This window comes from Ramlibacter sp. bp-362 (genome assembly GCF_054956735.1).
This window is the reverse complement of record NZ_JBUDXE010000018.1, coordinates 45,471-66,987: the sequence shown is the minus strand read 5'-3', so window position 1 is coordinate 66,987 and position 21,517 is coordinate 45,471. Positions and strand designations below refer to the sequence as shown.

Here is a 21,517-nt window from a genome sequence, read left to right as displayed (position 1 = left end):
GACCCTGGGCTGGCGCTTCCCTGTGGACGTCCTTAACGAGAAAATCAATGGCGTTGCGTTGACCGGTTGAGACCACCCCCCGCCTTCGCGGGGATGAGGAAAAAGGAAAGCCCGCGCAAGCGGGCTTTTTTCTTGCCGGCGTGGCGACAATAGTTCCTTCGGCGCCTCGCCGCCATCCACTAACTTCGCAAGACCATGATCAAGCTGTTCGTCGGCCTCGGCAACCCGGGCCCCGAGTACGAGGGCACGCGCCACAACGCGGGCTTCTGGTGGGTGGACGCGCTCGCCCGCGAGCTGAAGGTGAACCTGGTCGCCGAGCGCGGCTACCACGGGCTGGTCGCCCGGGCCAACGTCCACGGGCAGGTCGTGTGGCTGCTGGAGCCCCAGACCTTCATGAACCTCTCCGGCAAGTCGGTGGCGGCGCTGGCGCGCTTCTACAAGATCGCGCCGGAGCAGATCCTCGTGGTGCACGACGAACTGGACGTCGTCCCCGGCCAGGCCAAGCTCAAGTTCGGCGGCAGCCATGCCGGACACAACGGCCTGCGCGACATCCACGCGCAGCTGGGCACCGACGACTACTGGCGCCTGCGCATCGGCATCGGCCACCCGGGCGTCAAGTCCGAGGTGATCAACTGGGTGCTGAAGAAGCCGGCGCCCGACCAGCGCACCGCCATCGAGGAATGCATCGCCCGCACGCTCAAGGCGGTGCCCGCCCTGCTGGCCGGCGAGATGGACAAGGCCACGCTGGTCGTGCACACGCACAAGCCGCCGCGGCCCAAGCCGCCGCGCCCCGAAGGGACGTGACCACCCCCGCCAAGGAGGAGACCGTGAGACTGCAAGGACACTTCCTCGTGATCGCCGCCGCGCTGGCCCTGGCCAGCGCCCCCGCCGCGGCGCAAACGGTCTACCGCTGCGGCGACAGCTACGGCACCACGCCCTGCGCGGGCGGCAAGGCCATCGATGCCACGGACGCGCGCACGCCGGCCGACGCGGCGCAGGCGGCCCAGGCGGCCGCGGCGGACGCGAAGCGGGCGGATGCGATGGAGAAGGCGCGGCTCGCGCAGGAGAAGAACGCGCCGAAGGCGATCGTGATCGGCGGCGAGGCGGAGCCCCGGGAGCAGGTGGCGAAGGCGCCGCAGACCAGGAAGAGGGGAAAGAAGAAGCCGGCGCAGCCGGAGCCCTTCACCGCTGTGGCTCCCCGGAAGAAGTAGCCGTCAGGCGCCGGTACTTCTGCCAGAGCGTCTCGCGGCTTTCCACGCGGTTCGGGTCGAGCGGGATGCAGGCCACGGGGCAGACCTGCACGCATTGCGGCTCGTCGAAGTGGCCCACGCATTCGGTGCAGCGATCCGGGTCGATCTGGTAGATCTCCGGCCCGAGGAAGATCGCCTGGTTCGGGCACTCGGGCTCGCACACATCGCAGTTGATGCACTCGTCGGTAATCATCAATGCCATGGCGGGACCCCCAAACGCTTTCTGGCATTATCGCGCGCTGCATGAGCTTGTTCCTTTTCAAGCGCCTGATCACCCTCATCGCCACGCTGGTAGGCACGTCGGTGGTGGTGTTCCTGGTCCTGGAGATCCTTCCGGGCAACGCGGCGCAGATCATCATGGGCCCCGACGCCTCGCCCGACGCGGTGGTCGCGCTCGCCCACAAGCTGGGCCTGGACCGTCCGGCCATGGAACGCTACTGGGACTGGATCGCCGGCATGCTGCACGGCGACCTCGGGCTGAGCTACGCGTACAGCACGCCGGTCGGTGAGCTGGTGCTGGAACGCCTGGCGCTCACCGTGCCCCTGGCCCTGCTGGCGATGGTGTTCACGACCGTGCTGGCGCTCTCCGCCGGCATCTACGCCGCCTCGCGGCACAACAAGCTGGGCGACGTCGGCATCATGGGCCTCACGCAGGTCGGCATCGCCATTCCCAACTTCTGGTTCGCCATCCTGCTGATCCTGCTGTTCTCGGTGAAGCTCAAGTGGTTCTCCGCCGGCGGCTTCCCCGGCTGGGGCGAAGGCATCCTGCCGGGCCTGCGGGCGCTGCTGCTGCCGGCGCTGTCGCTGGCCGTGGTGCAGGCCGCCATCCTGGCGCGCTTCACGCGGTCGGCCGTGCTGGAGGTGCTGCGCGACGACTTCGTGCGCACCGCCCGCGCCAAGGGCCTGTCGCAGCGCGCCACGCTGTGGGGCCACGTGCTGCGCAACGCGCTGATCCCGGTCGTGACCATCATGGGCCTGCAGTTCGCCGAGCTGCTGGCCGGCACCATCGTGGTGGAGAGCGTGTTCTACCTGCCGGGCCTGGGCCGGCTGATCTTCCAGTCCATCTCCAACCGCGACCTGATCGTCGTGCGCAACTGCGTGATGCTGCTGGCGGCCATGGTGGTGATCGTGAACTTCGTGGTCGACGTGCTCTACGCCGTGATCGACCCGCGCGTGAAGGCGAGCGACATATGAGCGCCGTGCTCGAGACGGCCGCGCCCGTGGCGCCGGTGCAGGCGCCGGGCTTCTGGAAGCGGGCGCGCCAGCACCGCAGCTTCATGGTGGGCGTGGTGCTCACGCTGCTGCTGGTCGCCGCAGCGCTGCTGTCCTTCGTGTGGACGCCCTGGGATCCGTACAACATCGACATGGCGCTGAAGCTGCGCGCGCCGGACGCGCAGCACTGGCTGGGCACCGACCCCTACGGCCGTGATGTCGCTTCGCTGCTGCTGGTGGGCGCTCGCGCCTCCATCGCGGTCGGCGTGATCGCCGTGGGCATCGGCCTGGTGATCGGCACGGCCCTGGGGCTGCTCGCCTCGGCGCGGCGCGGATGGGTGGAAGAGGCGATCATGCGGCTGTCCGACTTCGGCTTCGCCTTCCCGGCGATCCTGTCGGCCATCATGCTGACGGCGGTGTTCGGCCCCGGCATGGTCAACGCGATCATCGCCATCGGCATCTACAACATCCCGACTTTCGCGCGGATCACGCGCGCCTCGGCCAACACGGTATGGGGCCGGGAGTTCGTGCTGGCGGCGCGCGCCTGCGGCAAGGGCCGCTTCGCGATCACGATGGAGCACGTGCTGCCCAACATCCTGTCGGTGCTGATCGTGCAGGCGACGATCCGCTTCGCCATCGCCATCCTCGCCGAGGCGGCCCTCTCCTACCTGGGCCTGGGCACGCAGCCGCCGCAGCCGTCCTGGGGACGGATGCTGAGCGAAGCGCAGACGCTGATGTTCCAGGCGCCGCTGCTCGCCGTGTTCCCGGGCGTGGCGATCGCGCTCGCCGTGCTGGGCCTGAACCTCCTGGGCGACGGCCTGCGCGACCTGTTCGACCCGCGCCTCTCCCGCAAACGCTGACCGCATGGCCCTGCTCGAAGTCCGCGACCTCTCGGTCGAACTGCAAACCCACCGCGGCCCGGCGCTGGCGGTGCGCAACGCCAGCTTCACGCTGGAGCGGGGCGACACGCTGGGGCTGATCGGCGAGTCGGGCTGCGGCAAGTCGATCACCGTGATGGCCCTCATGGGACTGCTGCCCGAGAACGCGCGCGTCACCGGCAGCATCCTGTTCGAAGGCCAGCAGCTGGTGGGCAAGCCCGAGCGCGAGATGTGCGCGCTGCGGGGCGACCGCATCGGCATGATCTTCCAGGAGCCGATGACGGCGCTGAACCCGGTGCACACGGTGGGCCGGCAGGTGGGGGAGCCGCTGCGGCTGCACCGCGGCCTGTCCGCGGCGGACGCGCGCAAGGAAGCGATCGCCCTGCTGGACCGGGTCGGCATCCCGGACGCGGCGCGCCGCATCGACGCATACCCGCACCAGTTCTCCGGCGGCCAGCGCCAGCGCATCACCATCGCGATGGCGCTCGCCTGCGGGCCCGACCTGCTGATCGCCGACGAGCCGACGACGGCGCTGGACGTGACCATCCAGCGCCAGATCCTGGACCTGATCCGCGAGCTGGTGGCCGAGCGCGGCATGGCGCTGATGCTGATCTCGCACGACCTGGGCGTGATCGCGCAGAACGTGCAGCGCATGCTGGTGATGTACGGCGGCAGCGTGGTGGAAAGCGGGCCGACGGCCTCCGTGTTCGCGCACCGCATGCATCCGTACACGCTGGGGCTGTTCGCGGCGCGGCCGGGGCTGCGCACCGCGAAGGGGCAGCGGCTGGCGACGATTCCGGGGACGGTGCCGGAACTGGTGGACTTGCCGAAGGGGTGTCCGTTCGCGGGGCGGTGCGGGTTCACGATTCCGGAGTGCCATGTCACCGTGCCGCCGCCGTATGAGGTGGAGGCGGGGCACCATGCGCGGTGCATCCGGCTGGAGGCGGTGGCGGAGGCGAAGGCGGCTGGCGGGGCGGCCCTCACCCCGGCCCTCTCCCCGAGGGAGAGGGAGGAACAGCCATGAGCGGCGATGCGCTGCTGAAGGTCGAGGACCTCGTCAAGGAATACACGCTGCCGCGCGAGAAGCTGCTGCAGCCGCCGGGGAAGGTGCATGCGCTCAACGGCGTGAGCTTCACCATCGAGGCGGGGCGCAGCCTGGGCATCGTCGGCGAATCGGGCTCGGGCAAGTCCACGCTGGCGCGGCTGGTGATGGCGCTGGACGCGCCGACGGCGGGGCGCGTGACGCTGCTCGGGCGCGACCTGCACGCGCTGCCGCGCGAGGAGCTGCGGCTGGCCCGGCGCGATTTCCAGATGGTGTTCCAGGACCCGTACGGATCGCTGGACCCGCGCCAGACGGTGGAGCGCATCGTCGCCGAGCCGCTGGGCGCGCAGGGCGGCATCACGCGCGAGGAGCAGCGCGCGCGTGCCAGCGAGGTGCTGCAGGCCGTGGGCCTGCGCGCCAACGACCTGCGCAAGTACCCGCACGAGTTCTCCGGCGGCCAGCGCCAGCGCATCGCGATCGCCCGGGCCCTCATCACGCGCCCGCGCCTGATCGTCGCCGACGAACCGGTGAGCGCGCTCGACGTCTCCGTGCAGGCGCAGGTGCTCAACCTGATGCAGGACCTGCAGGCGGAGTTCGGCATCACCTACATGCTGATCAGCCACGACCTCGCCGTGGTCCAGCACCTGTGCGACGACGTCGCCGTGCTCTGGCAGGGGCGCATCGTCGAACAGGGGCCGCCCGAGCGCCTGTTCGCCGCCGCCGAACACCCCTACACGCGCACGCTGGTCGCGGCCGTTCCCGAGCCCGAACCGCCGCAATCCCAAGGTCAACCCTATTGATTCGCGCGGCGGATGTCAGGGATGATCCCTGCACATCCGATCTCTATCCCTGGAGTCCACAACCATGATCCAAAGACGCAGCCTCCTCACGCATTCCGCCTCCCTGGCCGCCCTGGCCACCCTGCCCGCGGGCGTGCTGGCCCAGAACCGCAAGGACTCCATCGTGATGGCGATGGCGCTGGAGCCCAGCCCGGGCCTGGACCCCACCGGCGGCGCCGCGTCCTCGATCGCCGAGGTGACGCTCTACAACATCTACGAGACGCTCACCAAGATCAATCCTGACGGCAGCGTGACGCCGCTGCTGGCCGAGAGCTGGGAAGTCTCGCCCGACCTCACCACCTACACCTTCAAGCTGCGCAAGGGCGTCAAGTTCCACAACGGCGAGCCCTTCACCGCGCACACGGTCAAGTTCGCCTTCGACCGCGCCGGCGCCGAGAAGAGCACCAACAAGGACAAGCGCACCTTCGCGGCGCTCACCACGCGCGTGGTCGACGACCACACGGTCGTGCTCCTCACCAAGGAAATCGATCCCGACTTCCCCTTCCTCATGGGCCAGGCCACCTCGGTGATCGTCGAGCCCAAGAGCGCGGACAGCAACATGACCAAGCCGGTCGGCACCGGCCCGTACACGCTGGAGAACTGGGTCAAGGGTTCGTCGATCTCGCTGAAGAAGTGGCCCGGCTACCGCAACGCGAACGCCATCAGGCTCAATCGCGCCACCTTCCGCTTCATCGCCGACCCGGCGGCGCAGGTCGCGGCCATGCTGGCCGGCGACATCGACGCCTTCCCGCGCGTCACGCCGCGCAGCGTCGAGCAGTTCAAGGGCAACCCGCGCTTCCAGGTGGTGGTCTCCGGCTCGCGCGCCAAGACCATCATGGCGATGAACAACCAGAAGAAGCCCTTCGACGACGTGCGCGTGCGCCGCGCCGTCAACATGGCGATCGACCGCAAGGCGGTGATCCAGGGCGCCGGCGACGGCTACGGCGTGCCGATCGGCAGCTACTACCCGCCCAGCGCGCCCGGCTATGTGGACCTGACCGCCGTCAACGCCTACAACCCCGACAAGGCGCGCGCCCTGCTGAAGGAAGCGGGCGTGAACAATCTCGACGTCACGCTCACGCTGCCGCCCCCACCCTACGCGCGCCAGGGCGGCGAGGTCATCGCCTCGCAGCTGTCCAAGGTGGGCATCAACGCGAAGCTGCAGAACGTGGAGTGGGCGCAGTGGCTGTCCAACGTCTACGGCGCGCGCAACTACGACCTGACCATCGTCTCGCACGTGGAGCCCTTCGACCTGGGCAACTTCGCCAAGCCCAACTACTACTGGAACTACCACTCCACCAAGTTCAACGACCTGTACGCCAAGTACAAAAACACGGGCAACGCGAGCGAGCGCATGAAGCTGCTGGGCGACATCCAGCGCCTGATCGCCGAGGACGCGCCCATGGCCTTCCTGTACCAGCCGCAGTGGGTGACGGTCGCCAACAAGAACGTGCGCGGCCTGTGGAAGGACATGCCGATCTTCGCGAACGACCTGTCGGCGCTGTCCTGGGCCTGAGGCGATGTCCCCTGCCCTGCATGAACTCTCCGCGCCCGCACTGATCGAGCTGTACCGCCGGCGGGAGGCCTCGCCGGTGGAAGTGGCGCGCAGCGTGCTGGGCCACGTCGAGCGCTGGGAGCAGCACCTGCAGGCGCTGTTCCTGCTGCGCCCCGACCAGGTGATGGAGCAGGCCCGCGCGAGCGAACAGCGCTGGCTGAAAGGCCAGCCGCTGGGGCTGATCGACGGCGTGCCGGTCACGGTCAAGGACAACATCGCGACCCGCGGCGACCCCATGCCCCTGGGCACGGCCGCCACCGAGCTGGTGCCGGCCACGGCCGACGCGCCGCCGGCCGCGCGCGTGCGCGAGCACGGCGGCGTGATCCTGGCCAAGACCACCATGCCAGACTACGGCATGCTGTCCTCGGGCCTGTCGAGCTACCACAAGCTCGCGCGCAATCCCTGGGATTTCTCGCGCACGCCGGGCGGCTCCAGCGCGGGCGCCGGCGCGGCGGCCGCGGCGGGCTACGGCCCGCTGCACATCGGCACCGACATCGGCGGGTCGCTGCGCCTGCCGGCGGGCTGGTGCGGCATCTTCACGCTCAAGCCCAGCCTGGGCCGCATCCCGATCGACCCGCCCTACATGGGCCGCGCCGCCGGGCCGATGACGCGCACCGTCGCGGACGCCGCGCTCTTCATGCACGTGCTGTCCGGCCCCGACGACCGCGACAGCATGAACCTGCCGCCCCAGGACATCGCCTGGGGCACGTTCGACGCCGGCGTGGACAAGCTGCGCGGCCTGCGCATCGGCCTGCTGCTGGAAGCCGGCTGCGGCCTGGCCGTGGAGCCGGAAGTGCGCGCGGCGGTGGAGCGCGCCGCGCAGCTGTTCGAGCGCGCCGGCGCCGTCGTCGCGCCGCTGAAGCCCTTCATGACGCAAGGCATGCTGGACGGCATGGACCACTTCTGGCGCATGCGCTCGCACATCGACATGAAGGCGCTCGCGCCCGAGGTGAAGGCGCGCGTGCTGCCGTACATCCAGCAGTGGGCCGACAGCGCCGCCGGCATGACGGGCGAGGCGGTGTTCCGCGCCTACCACCAGTTCCACCTGACGCGCCTGGCCGCGGTGAACGCCTGCCGTCCCTTCGACTACGTGATCTCGCCCGTGTCGCCGGTGCCGGCGCCGCCGGCGGAGTGGGCCTCGCCGACCAACGACCCGATGCGGCCGCTGGAGCACATCGGTTTCACCGTGCCCTACAACATGTCGGAGCAGCCGGCCTCGTCCGTCAACTGCGGCTACACCAGCAGCGGCCTGCCGATCGGGCTGCAGATCGCCGGCAAGCGCTTCGACGACCTCGGCGTGCTGCAGGTCTCGCACGCCTTCGAACGGATCCGGGAGGCGCAGCGGCCGTGGCCGCAACCGCCTTCGGAAGCGATCCACCATGTCGACTGATGCGCTGGGCAACCCGGTCACGCTGGGCGACCCGGCGAGCCTCGCGCCGCTGAACGCCTTCGTCGAAGGCTTCATCGCCAGCGAGGCGCGCGCCGTCGAGATCCTGCAAGCGCAGGACGATCCCTCGGCCATCGTGCAGGCGTACTGCGCGGCGCTGCACATGTTCGCGGAGACGGGCGAGGCCGCCCGCAACGCGCGGCCCTTCCTCGAAAGGGCGCAGGCCGCCGCGCCGCGGGCGAGCGCGCGCGAGCAGCGCTTCGTCGAAGCGGTGGCCGCGTGGATCGAAGGCGACCTGCCGCGCACGATCGCGCTGCACGAAGAGCAGGCGCGCGAGCACCCGCGCGACCTCGCCTCGCTGAAGCTGGGGCAGTACCACCTGTTCAACCGCGGCGACTCGCCGGGCATGCTGCGCCTGGCACTGCACGCCGTGCCCGCCGCCGGCGACGTTCCCTACCTGCACGGCATGCTGGCCTTCGCCTGGGAGCAGTGCCACTTCCTGGAGCAGGCGGAAGCCAGCGCCCGGCAGGCGATCGCGATGCGGCGCAAGGAGCCCTGGGCGCACCATGCGCTCGCGCACGTGATGCTGACGCAGGGGCGCCTGACCGAAGGCCACGCCTTCCTGCAGGACGTGAGCCCCACCTGGACCGGCCTGAACTCCTTCATGGTCACGCACAACTGGTGGCACCAGGCCCTGTTCGCGCTGGACCTCGACCGCTTCGACGAGGTGCTCGCGATCTACGACCGCCACGTGTGGGCCGAGGTGAAGGAATACAGCCAGGACCAGGTGAACGCGGTGTCGCTCCTGGCCCGCGCGGAACTCGCCGGCGTCGACGTCGGCAGCCGCTGGCAGGAGCTGGGCGACTACCTGGCGCGGCGCGCGCACGACCACGTGCTGCCCTTCCTGGACCTGCAGTACCTCTATGGCCTGGCGCGCGCCGGCCGCGACGATCTCGCGCGGGGCTGGCTGGCCAGCATCGAGGCGCACGCGGGCCTGCTGCAGGGCCCCGATGCGCCCGTGTGGCAGCGCGTGTGCTTGCCGGCGGCGCGCGGCCTGCTGGCGCACGCGCGCGGGGACTGGCAGGAAGCGGTCGACGGGCTGGGGCAGGCCTTGCCGCGCCTGGTGGAGATCGGCGGCAGCCACGCGCAGCGGGACCTGTTCGAGCAGGTGCACATCGACGCCCTGCTCAAAAGCGGACAGCTCGCGGGCGCGCAGAACCGCCTGCAGCCGCTGCTGCGCGCGCAACCGGAATCGAAGCGCCTGCGCCGGCAGGCGACGCGGCTCTACGCCGCCTTGGGGCTGGGCTCCGCCACCGCGAACTTCTTCTGGTCGTAGACCGGCTGCGGCGGCAGGTCCTGGAGGTGCCGCGTGTCGGCCCAGGCGAGGATGTCGAACTTGCCGTCGCGCACGCGGATGCGGTTGAGCCCCGCGTTCGGGATCTCGCTCTGGCGCGGTCCGCCCAGGCCCAGCGAACGGGCCGTGCGGTAGATCATGTCCAGCACGCCGCCGTGCGTGACCACGACCAGCGTCTGCTTCGGATGCGCGGCCACGAGCCGCTGCACCGCCTCGATCACGCGGGCGTGGAACACGCGCGTCGATTCGCCCTCGGGCATGGCGAAGTCCTCGTCGAAGCGCTGCCAGCCGGCCCAGGCCTCGGGGTGGTCGCGCTGGATGTCGTCCACGCGCATGCCGTCGACGCGGCCGAAGCACTGCTCGCGCAGGCCGGCGTCGGTGACGGGGCGCAGCGCCAGCCCGCTCGCGATCGGTTCGGCCGTCTGGCAGGCGCGCAGCAGGTCGCTCACGTACACCGCGTCGGCCTTCTCGCCCGCCATGCGGGCCGCGAGCCGGCGCGCCTGCTCCAGGCCGATCGCGTTCAGGCCCACGTTGACGTGGCCCTGGAAGCGCAGCTCCCGGTTCATGTCGGTTTCGCCGTGGCGGATCAACACCAGTTCGGTCATTGCTCGGATCCCATCCTTCGATTATCCCGCCGTTCCACGATGCAGAATGCGGAGGAACCCACGAAGCTTCCAGTTTTCAGCACGATGCCCACACTGATCCTCCTTCCCGGCCTGGCCGGCGACGCCGCCATGTGGCGCGCGCAGCTTCCGGCCCTTTCCCGCTGGCAACCCGTCGTCGCCGACGTGCACATGCGCGAGGCGACGATCCCGGCCATGGCCGCCGCCCTGCTCGCGCAGCACGCGGGGCCGCTGGTGCTGTGCGGCGCCTCCATGGGCGGCATGGTGGCGATGGAAGCCGCGCGCCAGGCGCCGGAGCGCATCGCCGGCCTCGCGCTGCTGGGCACGGACCCCCGGCCGGACACACCGGAGATGATCGCGATCCGCGAAGCCGCCATCGGCCTGTTCGCGCAGGGACGCGTGCGGGAGGTGATCGAGCCCAACATCGCGATGGCCTTCCATCCCGGCAACGCGCCGGCCCTGAGCGCGGACTACCTGGAATTCGTGCTGGCGGCGGGCGCGGAGCAGTTGATCCGCCAGAACCGCGCCGTGATCGCGCGGCCGGACGCGCGCGAGCACCTGCCGCGCGTGCGCTGCCCGGTGCTGGTGATGTGCGGCGAAGCCGACCGCCTGACCCCGCCGGAACGCTCGCGGGAGATCGCGGCGCTGGTGCCGCAGGCGAAGCTGGTGATGGTGCCGCGGTGCGGGCACATGCTGACGATGGAGCGGCCGGAGCTCGTGAACGCCACGTTGACCGACTGGCTGGCTTCGCTCGCCACACCCTTGTCATCCCGGCCTTGAGCCGGGATCCACGGTGGTGCACACGCCACGGTGGATTGCGGCTCGAGGCCGCAATGACAACCCTTATCCCAGGCTCCGCACCTTGTCGATCAGCCGCTGCTGCACCGTCGGCGACACGAACTGGTGGACCTCGCCGCCCAGCACGGCGATCTCGCGCACGAAGGTGCTGCTGATGAACTGGTACTTGTCGCTGGGGGTCAGGAACACGGTCTCCACCTCCGGCATCAGGTGGCGGTTCATGCCGGCGAGCTGGAATTCGTAGTCGAAGTCGGTCACCGCGCGCACGCCGCGCACCATGGCCTTGCCGCCGCGGGCGACGACGAAGTCGCGCACCAGGCCGCTGAAGCCCTCCACGGTCACCTGCGGATGGTCGGCCAGCGCCTCCCGGGCCATCTCGATGCGCTCCTGCATCGTGAAGAGGGACTTCTTGTGGTGGCCGGCCGCGACCGCCACGATCAGGCGCCCGAACAGCTGGCAGGCCCTGCGCACCACGTCCTCGTGGCCGAGGGTCATCGGGTCGAAGGTTCCGGGATAGACGGCGATGACGTCGTTGGCCATGGTGTTCTCCTCATCGCCAACACGCTGGCGGGCCGGTTTGTTGCGCCGCATTATGCAACCGGGCGCAACAGGTGCCCGTGGACCGCCCCCGCCTTCATGTGCCGCACCGCCTCCAGCCGGTGGCGCGCCAGCGCTTCCGGCGTCCACGCGCTCGGCGCCTCGAGGTAGACGAAGCCTTCCGGCGCGAGCGCCGGACGCGCCGCCGCCAGCGCCTTGTCGAACAGGTCCGCCTCGAAGGGCGGATCCAGGAACACGAGGTCCACGCTCGCCCCCGGCAGCGACGCGAGCGCCGTGAGCGCGTTGCCCCGCTGCACGCGCACGTTCTGCGCGTCGAGCCGCTTCACGAGCGCGCGCAGCTGGTCGACCAGCGCCCCCTCCGCCTCCACCAGCAGCACGTCCGCCGCGCCGCGCGAGGCCGCCTCCAGGCCCAGCGCCCCGGTGCCGGAGAAGGCGTCGACGCAGCGCCAGCCGGTGAGGTCCTGGCCCAGCCAGTTGAACAGGGTCTCGCGGACGCGGTCGGGCGTGGGGCGCAGCCCGGGCCGGTCGGCGACGGGCAGGAGCGTGCGTTTCCAGGCGCCGCCGATGATGCGCACCTGGTTCGGCAGGCCGCGGCGGGCGGGGGCGGCGGTACGGGGCATGGCCCGAGCTTACCCGGGCAGGACGAAAAAAAAGGGTGCGGCCCGCAGGCCGCACCCCCACTCTCTCTCCCTGTGAACTGTCCCTGGTCTGGCCAGAAGCGTGACAGCGCAAGGGAATTGTTCAGGCTCGCCGGCATTCGCGCTGGCCGACCCCTGTCAAGGTTGACAGGGGGTCACTCCAAATGGAGGAGGTCATTGTCGGGCGGCTGCCACGTCGCCGCCGACCACCACCGTCACCATGCGGTCCGGCTGCAGCTTGCGCTCGAAGGCGGCGCGGATCTGGGCGGCCGTGACCTTCTCCACCTTGCCGGTCCAGGTGTCCAGATAGTCCAGCGGCAGGTCGTACCAGGCGATGTTGGCCAGGTTGTCCAGCAGCTTGCGGTTGCTGTCCAGGCGCAGGGCGAAGCCGCCGATCAGGAAGTCCTTGGCGGCCTTCAGCTCCGCCTCGGTCGGGCCTTCCGCGACGAAGCGCCGCAGCACGTCGCGCGAGACGCGCACCGCCTCGGCCGCCTGGTCGGGGCGCGTCTGCAGCCCCAGGGTGAACGCGCCGGCATGCAGGCCCGGGGCGAAGTAGCTGTAGACGCTGTAGCTCAGGCCGCGCTTCTGCCGCACCTCCTCGGACAGGCGCGAGACGAAGCCGCCGCCGCCCAGGATGTAGTTGCCCACCAGCAGCGGGAAGTAGTCGGGGTCGTCGCGCTTGTAGCCCGGCTGGCCGATGAGGATGTGCGCCTGGGCCGAGGCGAAGGGGATCATGCGCTCCACTGGCGCGGTGAGCGGCGCCACCTCGGGCACCGGCGGCAGCGGCTGGCAGGTCCCGTTCGGCAGGTGCGACAGCAGGGTGGCGACGATGCGATCCGCCTGCGCCCGGTTCACCGCGCCGACCACGCTCGCCTTGGCGCGGCAAGGCTGGATCTTGCGATAGAACTCGCGCATGTCCGCCACGCTGATGCGGTTCAGCGATTCCTCGGTGGTGTCGTAGCCGTAGGGATGGCTGCCGTACACCGCGGCGTTGAACGCGCGCCCGGCGATGGTGGCGGGCCGCGTGTTGGCCTCGCGGATGGCCGCGATCATCTGCTGGCGCTCGCGCTCCCAGACGTTCTCCGGGAAGGACGGCTCGCCCAGTTGCCGCGCGCCCAGCTTCACGGCTTTTTCCAGCAGGTCCGGATACGTGAGCGAGCGCAGCGAAAAGCTCATGCGGTCGAGGCCGGAGCTGGCGCCGAAGCCGGCGCCCAGGTCGGCCCAGGCCTCGCCCAGCTGGTTCTCGTCCAGGGCCGGCTCGCCGTCGCGAGCGGCGATGCCCTTGGACGTCATGCCCGCCGTCACGCCGGCGAGGCCCGCCTTGTCGGCCGGGTCGCGGCGGTCGCCGGCGTCGAAGTCGATCTCCACGTCCACCATGGGCAGGCTGGGACTCTCGACCAGGTAGACCTGGGCGCCGCTGGGCTGCTGCCATTTCTGGATCGGCAGCGCGGCCCAGGACGGGAAGGCGCAGAAGGCGAGCGCGGCGGCCGCGGCGCAGCGCGCGAGGAGGTGCTGGGACATCACGGCGTTTCTTTCAATGACGCACCGGCACGGCCGGCTGGCGGGGCTTGCGGTTGGGGTCGACGGGCAGCGGGCGCAGGATGCCGACCGAGAGCTGGTCGTCGCCGAAGTAGCGGGCGGCGACGGACTGCACCTGGTCGGCCGTCACCTCGCGCAGGCGCGCCATCAGGCGATCGTCGGCGTCCAGCGGCAGCCCGAGGATCCAGTCGGATCCCAGTTCGCGCGCCTGGTTCATCAGGGAGTCGAGCTTGTAGATCTCGCCGGCGATCCAGCGCGTCTTCACGCGCTGCAGTTCCGCCTCGGTCACGCCTTCGCGGGCGACGCGCGCGACCTGCTCGCGCAGCGCCGCCTCCACCTGCTCCGGCGTCTTGCCGGCCGCGGGCACGCCCGAGAGCGAGAAGAGCTGCGGGCCGCGGCCCCACAGGCCGTAGCCGGCGTCGACGCCATCGGCGACGCGGTCGGGCCCCTGCGTGAGCGCGCGGTCCAGCCGGGCGCCGTCGTAGCCGTCGAGCACGGCGGCCAGCACCGTGAGCGCCAGCGCGTCGTCGTTGGCCGGCGTGTGCTCGAAGGACGTCAGCTGCGGCACCTTGAATGCGAGCGTGACGTAGGACTGGTCGGCCGGCGCCTTGAACTCCATGCGGCGGATGCCCTTCTGCTCCGGTTCCTCGCGCGGCTTGCGCGCGGGCACGGCCTTCGCCGGAATCGCGCCGTAGTACTTCTGCACGAGGTGCAGCACCTCCTTGGGATCGACGTCGCCCGCGACGACGACGGCCGCATTGGCCGGCACGTACCAGCGGCGGTAGAACTCGCGCGCGTCCTGCGGGGTCATCGCCTGCAGGTCGCTCATCCAGCCCACCACCGGCCGGCCGTAGGGCGAGGCCTGGAAGATGATGCCGTTCAACTGCTCGTGCAGCTGCGCGCGCGGGCTCTCCTCGGTGCGCATGCGCCGCTCCTCCTTCACCACCTCCAGCTCGCGCTTGAACTCGTCGTCGGGCCACTGGTTGTGCGCGAAGCGGTCGGACTCCAGCCGGATCACGTCCTCCAGCTTGCCCGCCGGGATCTGCTGGTAGAAGCCGGTGTTGTCGCGCGTGGTGAAGGCGTTCTCGCGGCCGCCCAGCGCGGCGACCTTGCGCGAGAACTCGCCGGGGCCGGTGGTGGGCGTGCCCTTGAACATCATGTGTTCCAGCACGTGCGCGACGCCCGTGGTGCCGTCGACTTCGTCCATCGCGCCGACGCGCACGTACAGCATGTGCACCGCGGTCGGCGCGCGCCGGTCCGGCTTGACGATCAGCGTGAGCCCGTTGGCGAGCCGGTACTGCACCGGCTTTTCCTGCGCGGGCGCCGGCCCGGTGATCTGGCCGGTGGCGGGCGCGGACGACAGCAGCGAGAGCGAAAGGGCGAGGAGGGGAAGGAGCGCGCGGAGGGGCTGTTTCATAGAATCGTGTGATTCTAGAAACCTCCCTGATGTTCAGCTTCTTCCGGAAAAAGCCCCCGCCCACGCCCGCACCCGCGCCGACGAGCACGCCCGAGCCCGTCGCGGCGCCGCAGGCCGCGCCGCCGCCGGCTCCGGCGCTCGCACCCGAACCGGCCCCTGGAGCGGGCGGTGGACTGATCGGCAGCCAGCTCGTCGCCCCGCTGGAGATCCCCACGGTCGAGGCGGTGCCGGCGGAACGGCAGGGCTGGATGACGCGGCTGAGCGCCGGCCTGCGCAAGACGGGCGCCAGCATTTCGCAAGTCTTCACGGGCGCGCAGATCGACGACGCGCTCTATGAAGAGCTGGAAACCGCGCTGCTGATGGCCGACACGGGCGTGGCCGCCACGACCTTCCTGCTGGAAGAAGTGAAGCGCAAGGTCGCGGCGACGGGCGCGACGCGGCCCGTGCAGGCGAAGAACATCCTGGTGGACGCGCTCACGGCCTTGCTGCGGCCGCTGGAGCGGCAGCTCACGATCGGCGAGCACCAGCCCACCGTGATCATGGTGGCCGGCGTCAACGGCGCGGGCAAGACGACCTCGATCGGCAAGCTGACCAAGCACCTGGCGGACAGCGGCGAGACGGTGCTGCTCGCGGCGGCGGACACCTTCCGCGCGGCGGCGCGCGAGCAGCTGGCCGTCTGGGCGGACCGCAACAAGGTGGAGATCGTCAGCCAGGAAGGCGGCGACCCGGCGGCGGTGAGCTTCGACGCGGTGAGCGCCGGCAAGGCGCGCGGCAAGGACGTCGTGATCGTCGACACCGCGGGGCGGCTGCCGACGCAGCTGCACCTGATGGAGGAGCTGCGCAAGATCAAGCGCGTGGTGACCAAGGCGGACGCGACGGCGCCGCACGAGGTGCTGCTGGTGATCGACGGGAACACCGGGCAGAACGCGCTCACCCAGGTGAAGGCCTTCGATGCGGCGCTTCAGCTGACCGGGCTGGTGGTGACCAAGCTCGATGGGACGGCCAAGGGTGGGGTGCTGGCGGCGATCGCGCAGGACAAGCCCGTGCCGGTGTATTTCATCGGGGTGGGGGAGAAGCTGGAGGACCTGGAGACGTTCAGGGCGCGGGAGTTCGCGTTGGCTTTGCTCGGGTGATTGCTGGGGTTCGCCTGCGGCTCACCGCCAGCCTACGAAGTCACTTCATTGCATAGCCACTCGAAATAGGAAGCGCTGGCCTGCATCCGCACGGACAGGAACTGCGGGACGTCGTAGGGGTGGGCTTCGGCGAAGAAGGCCTGCAGGGCGGGTTCCAGGGACGGCAGGGTCTTGAGGGTCAGGCGGACTTCCGGGTCCTCGCAGGTGCGGCCCTCCCAGCCATAGAAAGAGGTCAGGCCCTCTTCCACCTGCACGCAGGCGGCCAGGCGCCGCTCGATCAGCGCGCGGGCGAGGGCTTCGGCGGCTGCCCGCGTCGCCACCGTGGTCGTGACCGCCAGGATGTCGCGCTCTTTACAATCCTCCATGGCCCTGCCCTCCACAATGCGCGCATTGTCCGCCGCCAGGAGCGACCCATGTCCACGCTGACCGATTCCGCCCCGCCCGCCGCCCGCAAGGTCGACCAGCTGCTGGCGCATTACGAGGAAAGCCACCGCAACCCGCGCAACGAGCGGATCCACTTCGTGGCCATCCCCCTGATCATGCTCAGCCTCATCGGGCTGCTCTACACGCTCCACCCGTGGGTGGCCTACGCCTTCGTGGCGGCCAGCATGGTCTACTACGCCAGGCTCTCCACCGTGTTCCTGCTGGCCATGGCGGCGCTGTCGGTGATCGGGCTCGCGCTGGTGCACGCGATGGGTGAGCATGTGCTCACTATTTCGGTGGCCATCTTCGTGGGCGCCTGGATCGCCCAGTTCGTGGGCCACCAGATCGAGGGCAAGAAGCCCAGCTTCTTCGAGGACTTGCAATACCTGTGGGTCGGTCCCATCTTCGTGCTGAGCAAGCTGTTCCTGAAGCTCGGCATCCGCTGGTAGCGGGCCTTCCCGGGGCAGCGCCCCTTCCTGGCAGGCCCCACCGACTGCCATTCGGCACCCGTGCCTACGGAACCCTTGGCTTGGCACTCTGTCTAACAGAGTGCTAATATTTTTTACAAGCACAAGGAGATCCCCGCATGTCCACAACCGCAGGAACCGCAGGCACCACGGCATTGGCAGTCGCCAATCCCTGGGCCGTCGTTCCGTCGCTGGGCAACCTGGACGCGTACATCTCGGCCGTGAACCGCCTGCCCATGCTGACGGCGGAGGAAGAATACGAATACGCGCGCAAGTTCAGGGAAGACAACGACCTGGAAGCCGCCGGGAAGCTGGTGCTGTCGCACCTGCGCCTGGTCGTCTCGGTCTCGCGCAAGTACCTGGGCTACGGCCTGCCCCATGGCGACCTGATCCAGGAAGGCAACATCGGCCTGATGAAGGCCGTGAAGCGCTTCGACCCGAACCAGGGCGTGCGCCTCGTGAGCTACGCGCTGCACTGGATCAAGGCGGAGATCCACGAGTACATCCTGAAGAACTGGCGCATGGTCAAGGTGGCCACCACCAAGGCGCAGCGCAAGCTGTTCTTCAACCTGCGCTCGATGAAGCAGGGCTTCAAGGACGAAGCGGACGCCGAGACGCACCGCGAGACGCTGACCGACGCCCAGATCGACGTGATGGCGCGCGAGCTGAACGTGAAGCGCGAGGAAGTGATCGAGATGGAGACCCGCATGTCGGGTGGCGACGTGGTGCTGGACCCCGCGCCCAGCGATGACGGCGAGGAAGCCTTCGGCCCGATCGCCTACCTGGCGGACGCGAGCCACGAGCCCACGGCGGAACTGGAGAACCGCGAGCGCGACACCATGGCCACGGCGGGCATCGCCGCGGCGCTGGAGCAGCTCGATCCGCGCAGCCGCCGGATCGTGGAGGAGCGCTGGCTGAAGGTCAACGACGACGGTTCCGGCGGCATGACGCTGCACGAGCTGGCCGCGGAATACGGCGTGTCGGCCGAGCGGATCCGCCAGATCGAGGTGGCGGCGATGAAGAAGATGAAGAAGGCGCTGGCCGCCTACGCCTGAGCGTCTCCCGCCCGTTCCCGAAAGCCCGGCCCCCGCCGGGCTTTTTGTTGTATCCGCGCCCCGCGCGCGCAGTTTTCGCGCCCGGAAGGTGGCAGCTCATCGGCTGCACTGCAACAATCCCGGCCATGAGGGGGACGGCCCTGCGCGCATTCGGCGCGATCCTTTTGTGGTGCGCCTCCTTCGGGATGGTGCAGGAGGCCCGCGCCCTCGAGCCGGCGGACCCGGCGCCCGCGCCCCTGGTCTCGCTGTCCGGCGCCCGCCCGGTCGCCGCCCTCAACAGCCAGAGCGTGTTCTGGTTCGACCGCAGCGGCGGCAGCACCATCGAGACGGTCTCCCGGGCCGTCGACACCCTCCCCTGGCGCCTGCGCCAGCGCGACGACCACGAGCGCCTGCAGGGCGGGGCCGTCTGGGTCCGCTTCGACGTCCTGGCGGCGCCCGGCGAGCGCTGGTTCGCCGAGGTCGGCGGCGCCGTGTACGACCAGGTGCAGTTCTTCTTCCAGGACCGCCGCGGCGCCTGGGTCGCGCAGGAAGCGGGCAGCACCCTGGCGGTGTCGGACTGGACGATCCCCGGCCGCCTGCCCACCTTCGCCCTCGCGCCGGGCGACGGCCGGCCGATGCGCTACTGGGTGCGGGTGCAGGACGACCGCGCCGACTTCGCGTCGCCCATCTCGCTGTTCCGCTCCGACGCGCTGCAGGCGAGCCGCGAGCGCGAGCAGTTCCTGTTCGGCGGCTTCTCCGTGCTCACGCTGCTGGTGACCGTCGCGGCGTTCGGCAACGGCGTGCTGTACCGCGACCGCGCCTTCCTCACCTTCGGGCTCTACATCCTGCTGCTCGGCGCCGGCATGCTGGGTCGCGCCGGCGTCGGCGCCCAGCACCTGTGGCCGGACTGGGCGATCTGGAACGGCACGGCCCTGGGCCTGTGGCCGGGCGCGGCGACCGCGGCCGCGCTGTGGTTCGTGAAGGTCGTGACCGAACCCAAGCGCCTGTCGCGCGCGCTGGACCTGGGCGTGGCGGCGCTGATCGCCTCGCTCCTGGCGGCCGTCGCCCTCGACATCGTGGTGGCCAGCAGCCTGAGCATGACCCTGGTGCTGTCGCTCACCGGCCTGTCGCTGGTGGCCATCCTGAGCATGGTGCTTTGGGGCTGGCTCGATGGCCACGATCCGCACCTGCGGCTGGTGGCGCTGGGCTTCGTGCCGGTGCTGGTGATGGCGCTGTTCCCGCTGGCGCGCGGCTTCGGCCTGGTGCCCAGCAGCGTGCTGACGCGCGCCGGCCTGTTCTACGGCGCGGCGCTGGAGCTGCCGATCCTGTTCTATGCGCTGCACCGCCGGCTGATGGCGCGCCGCGAAAGCGAACTGCGGGCGAGCGCCCTGTCGCGCACCGATGCGCTGACCGGCCTGCCGCACCGCCGCGGGCTGGTGGAGCGGCTCGATTCCAGCCTCGCCCACGCGCGCGGGCAGAAGCAGCAGTGCGCGCTGCTGGGCGTGCGCATCTCCAACCTGGAGGCGATCGCCGAGGAGTTCGGCAAGGAAGCGGCGGAGAAGGCGCTGGTGGTCGCGGCCTCGCACCTGCGCCGCGCGATCGTCGACTTCGACATGGCCGCGCGCGTGGGTGACCGCGAGTTCGCCGTGCTGCTGGAAGCGCCGGTGACGCCGGAGAAGGTGAGCTCGCGGGCGCAGCAGGTGGTGGCGAGCGGGCTGCGGCAGGTCGAGGCGCTGCCGGCGGCGCTCACGCTGAAGTTCCACGTCACGGCGGCGATGCTGCCCTTGCCGCAGCTCGACGGGGAAGGCAGCCTGCAGTGGGTGCTGGACGGGCTGGACGGGATGACGCAGGGGGAGCGGAAGCTGATCCGGCCGTTGAATTTCTGACCTTGCTGGGGTTCGCTGGCGCTCACCACCAGCCTACCGGTTCGCCGGTTTTCGTAGGCTGGCGGTGAGCGCAGCGAACCCCAGCATTCACCCGAGACTGCGCTGCGCGCGGCGCACGATGTAGGCGGTCGCCGGAGGAACGGCGCCGCGGCCCCACTCCGCGCAGACGTCCTGCACCCACTGCGGCTGCGTCTTCGCCGCATCGTTCAGCCAGTTCGCCACCGAGTTCTGCACGTAGCGGCTCGGGTCCGCGCGCAGCGGCTGCAGCAGCGGCAGGCCGCGCCAGGGTTCCTTCTTCAGCGCGTCGATCTGCGCGCACCAGACGCCGCGCGGACGCGTCGCTTCGCTGGCGAAGCGGCGGATGTTCGCATCGGGGTGCGTGGCCCAGGCCTGCAGCAGGCGCAGGGCAGTGTCGACATCGCCCGCGATCTCGTCGCGCACGGCCATCCAGGCCATCTCGCGCACGCCGAAGTGCGGGTCGGCCGCGAAGCGCCAGGCCGACGCCAGCTTGTCCGGCAGGGGCAGGCGGCTGAACGCGATCCACTGCGCCGCCCACGAGCGCGCGACGTCGCTCGGGTGCGTGGCGAGCGCATGGGCGATGCGGTCGCGCTCCGGCAGCGGCTCGGTGAGGTCGTAGAAGGCGCGCGCGACGTGCAGGTGGCGCTTCACCGGCGCGAAGGCGCCGAGCATCGCCAGCGTGTCCTGCAGGCGCTCGGCCTGCGGGTCCAGGCCGACGTCGCGCGCGACGTTGCGCGCGAGCAGCGGCAGGTCGAGCGCGAGGAATTCGTTGAGGTTGACGGTGGGAATGCGTCCCGCGTTGAGCGCGTCCAGCACCTCGGGCGGGATCAGCGCGATGCGCGCTGCGCCCTTGCGGCCGATGAAATTGGAATCTGACCCCAATTAGAGGAGCAGCTTGAGGTCGTCGGCCAGCGCCTGCGCGCCGGCGCCATAGCGCACGTAGAGGCGCAGCTTGCCTTGCGGGTCGTAGACGTAGCTGGCCGCGGTGTGCTCCATGAAGTAGCTGCCGGGCGCCTTGCCGTCCACGCGCTTGTAGTAGACCTTGAAGTCCTTGGCGACGGCGGCGGTCTGGTCGTCGTTGCCGCGCAGGGCGACGAAGTCGGGGCCGAAGTTGGCGACGTAGGCCTTGAGCAGTTCGGGCTTGTCGCGCGCCGGGTCCACGGTGATGAAGATGCCCTGCACCTTGTCGCCGTCGGGGCCCAGCAGCTTCTTGGCCTCGGCGATCTCCTGCAGCGTGGTGGGGCAAACGTCGGGGCACTGCGTGTAGCCGAAGAAGACCACGACGGCCTTGCCCGCGAAGTCCTTGATGCTGCGCATGCGGCCGTCCGCGTCGGGCAGCGCGAAGTCGCGCGCGTAGTCGGCGCCCGTGATGTCCACGGCCTTGAATTGCGGCTTGTCCTGGGGCGCGCAGCCGGCGAGCGCCAGCAGGGCGGCGAGACTGAGGAGGGCGGTGCGTCGCAGCATGG

The 21,517-nt window shown here is 70.3% G+C and carries 23 protein-coding genes; 14 read left to right on the top strand and 9 right to left on the bottom strand.

Annotated elements, in window-relative coordinates; all coding sequences use genetic code 11:
• Positions 1-195 precede the first annotated feature (195 nt).
• On the top strand, positions 196-804 hold the full coding sequence (gene pth / locus ACY0MJ_RS19790; RefSeq protein ID WP_462640263.1) for an aminoacyl-tRNA hydrolase: 609 nt from the start codon (positions 196-198) through the stop codon (positions 802-804).
• A gap of 23 nt (positions 805-827) precedes the next feature.
• Positions 828-1,211 carry a DUF4124 domain-containing protein gene (locus ACY0MJ_RS19785; protein ID WP_462640262.1) on the top strand — a complete coding sequence of 128 codons (384 nt, stop codon included), beginning with the start codon at positions 828-830 and terminating at the stop codon, positions 1,209-1,211.
• On the opposite strand, the gene ACY0MJ_RS19780 is transcribed toward ACY0MJ_RS19785, so the two are convergent.
• On the bottom strand, positions 1,183-1,452 hold the full coding sequence (locus ACY0MJ_RS19780; RefSeq protein ID WP_462640261.1) for a YfhL family 4Fe-4S dicluster ferredoxin: 270 nt from the start codon (positions 1,450-1,452) through the stop codon (positions 1,183-1,185). The two genes, ACY0MJ_RS19785 and ACY0MJ_RS19780, sit on opposite strands and share 29 nt — an antisense overlap.
• 41 nt (positions 1,453-1,493) lie before the next feature.
• Here ACY0MJ_RS19780 and ACY0MJ_RS19775 point away from each other — a divergent pair, with 41 nt between their 5' ends.
• The 7 genes from ACY0MJ_RS19775 to ACY0MJ_RS19745 all read left to right on the top strand — a co-directional run bounded on the left by ACY0MJ_RS19775 (position 1,494) and on the right by ACY0MJ_RS19745 (position 9,499).
• Positions 1,494-2,444 carry an ABC transporter permease gene (locus ACY0MJ_RS19775; RefSeq protein WP_462640260.1) on the top strand — a complete coding sequence of 317 codons (951 nt, stop codon included), beginning with the start codon at positions 1,494-1,496 and terminating at the stop codon, positions 2,442-2,444.
• Positions 2,441-3,322, top strand: a complete 882-nt coding sequence (locus ACY0MJ_RS19770; protein WP_462640259.1) for an ABC transporter permease — start codon at positions 2,441-2,443, stop codon at positions 3,320-3,322. Before ACY0MJ_RS19775 ends, ACY0MJ_RS19770 begins: the two co-directional genes overlap by 4 nt.
• A 4-nt stretch (positions 3,323-3,326) precedes the next feature.
• On the top strand, positions 3,327-4,364 hold the full coding sequence (locus ACY0MJ_RS19765; RefSeq protein WP_462640258.1) for an ABC transporter ATP-binding protein: 1,038 nt from the start codon (positions 3,327-3,329) through the stop codon (positions 4,362-4,364).
• A complete protein-coding gene (locus tag ACY0MJ_RS19760; RefSeq protein WP_462640257.1) occupies positions 4,361-5,182 on the top strand; it encodes an ATP-binding cassette domain-containing protein in 822 nt (273 codons plus the stop codon). Before ACY0MJ_RS19765 ends, ACY0MJ_RS19760 begins: the two co-directional genes overlap by 4 nt.
• 64 nt (positions 5,183-5,246) lie before the next feature.
• Complete coding sequence (locus ACY0MJ_RS19755; RefSeq protein ID WP_462640256.1) at positions 5,247-6,737, top strand: ABC transporter substrate-binding protein; 1,491 nt, start codon at positions 5,247-5,249, stop codon at positions 6,735-6,737.
• A gap of 4 nt (positions 6,738-6,741) precedes the next feature.
• Complete coding sequence (locus tag ACY0MJ_RS19750) at positions 6,742-8,166, top strand: amidase (RefSeq protein WP_462640255.1); 1,425 nt, start codon at positions 6,742-6,744, stop codon at positions 8,164-8,166.
• On the top strand, positions 8,156-9,499 hold the full coding sequence (locus tag ACY0MJ_RS19745; RefSeq protein WP_462640254.1) for a tetratricopeptide repeat protein: 1,344 nt from the start codon (positions 8,156-8,158) through the stop codon (positions 9,497-9,499). Before ACY0MJ_RS19750 ends, ACY0MJ_RS19745 begins: the two co-directional genes overlap by 11 nt.
• On the opposite strand, the gene ACY0MJ_RS19740 is transcribed toward ACY0MJ_RS19745, so the two are convergent.
• Positions 9,448-10,122 carry a histidine phosphatase family protein gene (locus ACY0MJ_RS19740; protein WP_462640253.1) on the bottom strand — a complete coding sequence of 225 codons (675 nt, stop codon included), beginning with the start codon at positions 10,120-10,122 and terminating at the stop codon, positions 9,448-9,450. The two genes, ACY0MJ_RS19745 and ACY0MJ_RS19740, sit on opposite strands and share 52 nt — an antisense overlap.
• A gap of 84 nt (positions 10,123-10,206) precedes the next feature.
• Here ACY0MJ_RS19740 and ACY0MJ_RS19735 point away from each other — a divergent pair, with 84 nt between their 5' ends.
• On the top strand, positions 10,207-10,920 hold the full coding sequence (locus ACY0MJ_RS19735; protein ID WP_462640252.1) for an alpha/beta fold hydrolase: 714 nt from the start codon (positions 10,207-10,209) through the stop codon (positions 10,918-10,920).
• A gap of 63 nt (positions 10,921-10,983) precedes the next feature.
• Here ACY0MJ_RS19735 and coaD read toward each other — a convergent pair whose 3' ends face one another.
• The 4 genes from coaD to ACY0MJ_RS19715 all read right to left on the bottom strand — a co-directional run bounded on the left by coaD (position 10,984) and on the right by ACY0MJ_RS19715 (position 15,090).
• Positions 10,984-11,478 carry a pantetheine-phosphate adenylyltransferase gene (gene coaD / locus ACY0MJ_RS19730; protein ID WP_462640251.1) on the bottom strand — a complete coding sequence of 165 codons (495 nt, stop codon included), beginning with the start codon at positions 11,476-11,478 and terminating at the stop codon, positions 10,984-10,986.
• 50 nt (positions 11,479-11,528) lie between these two features.
• Positions 11,529-12,116, bottom strand: coding sequence for a 16S rRNA (guanine(966)-N(2))-methyltransferase RsmD (rsmD, locus tag ACY0MJ_RS19725; protein WP_462640250.1), 588 nt, complete (start codon positions 12,114-12,116; stop codon positions 11,529-11,531).
• 192 nt (positions 12,117-12,308) lie between these two features.
• Positions 12,309-13,655, bottom strand: coding sequence for a M16 family metallopeptidase (locus ACY0MJ_RS19720; RefSeq protein WP_462640249.1), 1,347 nt, complete (start codon positions 13,653-13,655; stop codon positions 12,309-12,311).
• A 13-nt stretch (positions 13,656-13,668) separates the two neighbouring features.
• The gene (locus ACY0MJ_RS19715; RefSeq protein WP_462640248.1) at positions 13,669-15,090 is read right to left on the bottom strand and encodes a M16 family metallopeptidase; all 1,422 of its coding nucleotides are present in this window, start codon (positions 15,088-15,090) and stop codon (positions 13,669-13,671) included.
• A gap of 29 nt (positions 15,091-15,119) precedes the next feature.
• Between ACY0MJ_RS19715 and ftsY the strand changes: the two genes are divergently transcribed.
• A complete protein-coding gene (gene ftsY, locus ACY0MJ_RS19710; RefSeq protein ID WP_462640247.1) occupies positions 15,120-16,223 on the top strand; it encodes a signal recognition particle-docking protein FtsY in 1,104 nt (367 codons plus the stop codon).
• A 32-nt stretch (positions 16,224-16,255) separates the two neighbouring features.
• On the opposite strand, the gene cutA is transcribed toward ftsY, so the two are convergent.
• Complete coding sequence (gene cutA / locus ACY0MJ_RS19705; RefSeq protein ID WP_462640246.1) at positions 16,256-16,588, bottom strand: divalent-cation tolerance protein CutA; 333 nt, start codon at positions 16,586-16,588, stop codon at positions 16,256-16,258.
• 48 nt (positions 16,589-16,636) lie between these two features.
• Between cutA and ACY0MJ_RS19700 the strand changes: the two genes are divergently transcribed.
• The 3 genes from ACY0MJ_RS19700 to ACY0MJ_RS19690 all read left to right on the top strand — a co-directional run bounded on the left by ACY0MJ_RS19700 (position 16,637) and on the right by ACY0MJ_RS19690 (position 20,033).
• Complete coding sequence (locus tag ACY0MJ_RS19700) at positions 16,637-17,095, top strand: Mpo1 family 2-hydroxy fatty acid dioxygenase (RefSeq protein ID WP_462640245.1); 459 nt, start codon at positions 16,637-16,639, stop codon at positions 17,093-17,095.
• 137 nt (positions 17,096-17,232) lie between these two features.
• Positions 17,233-18,168: an RNA polymerase sigma factor RpoH gene (gene rpoH, locus ACY0MJ_RS19695; RefSeq protein ID WP_462640244.1), complete on the top strand. Its 936-nt coding sequence runs from the start codon at positions 17,233-17,235 to the stop codon at positions 18,166-18,168.
• Positions 18,169-18,293: 125 nt separating this feature from the next.
• Entirely contained in the window at positions 18,294-20,033 is a 1,740-nt protein-coding gene (locus ACY0MJ_RS19690; protein WP_462640243.1) for a sensor domain-containing diguanylate cyclase, read from the top strand.
• Between the two features lie 87 nt (positions 20,034-20,120).
• Here the strand turns inward: ACY0MJ_RS19690 and ACY0MJ_RS19685 are convergent, their stop codons facing one another.
• Together ACY0MJ_RS19685 and ACY0MJ_RS19680 are read right to left on the bottom strand one after the other, a co-directional pair.
• Positions 20,121-20,933, bottom strand: coding sequence for a DNA alkylation repair protein (locus ACY0MJ_RS19685; RefSeq protein ID WP_462640242.1), 813 nt, complete (start codon positions 20,931-20,933; stop codon positions 20,121-20,123).
• Entirely contained in the window at positions 20,934-21,515 is a 582-nt protein-coding gene (locus tag ACY0MJ_RS19680) for an SCO family protein (RefSeq protein ID WP_462640241.1), read from the bottom strand.
• Positions 21,516-21,517: the final 2 nt, after the last annotated feature.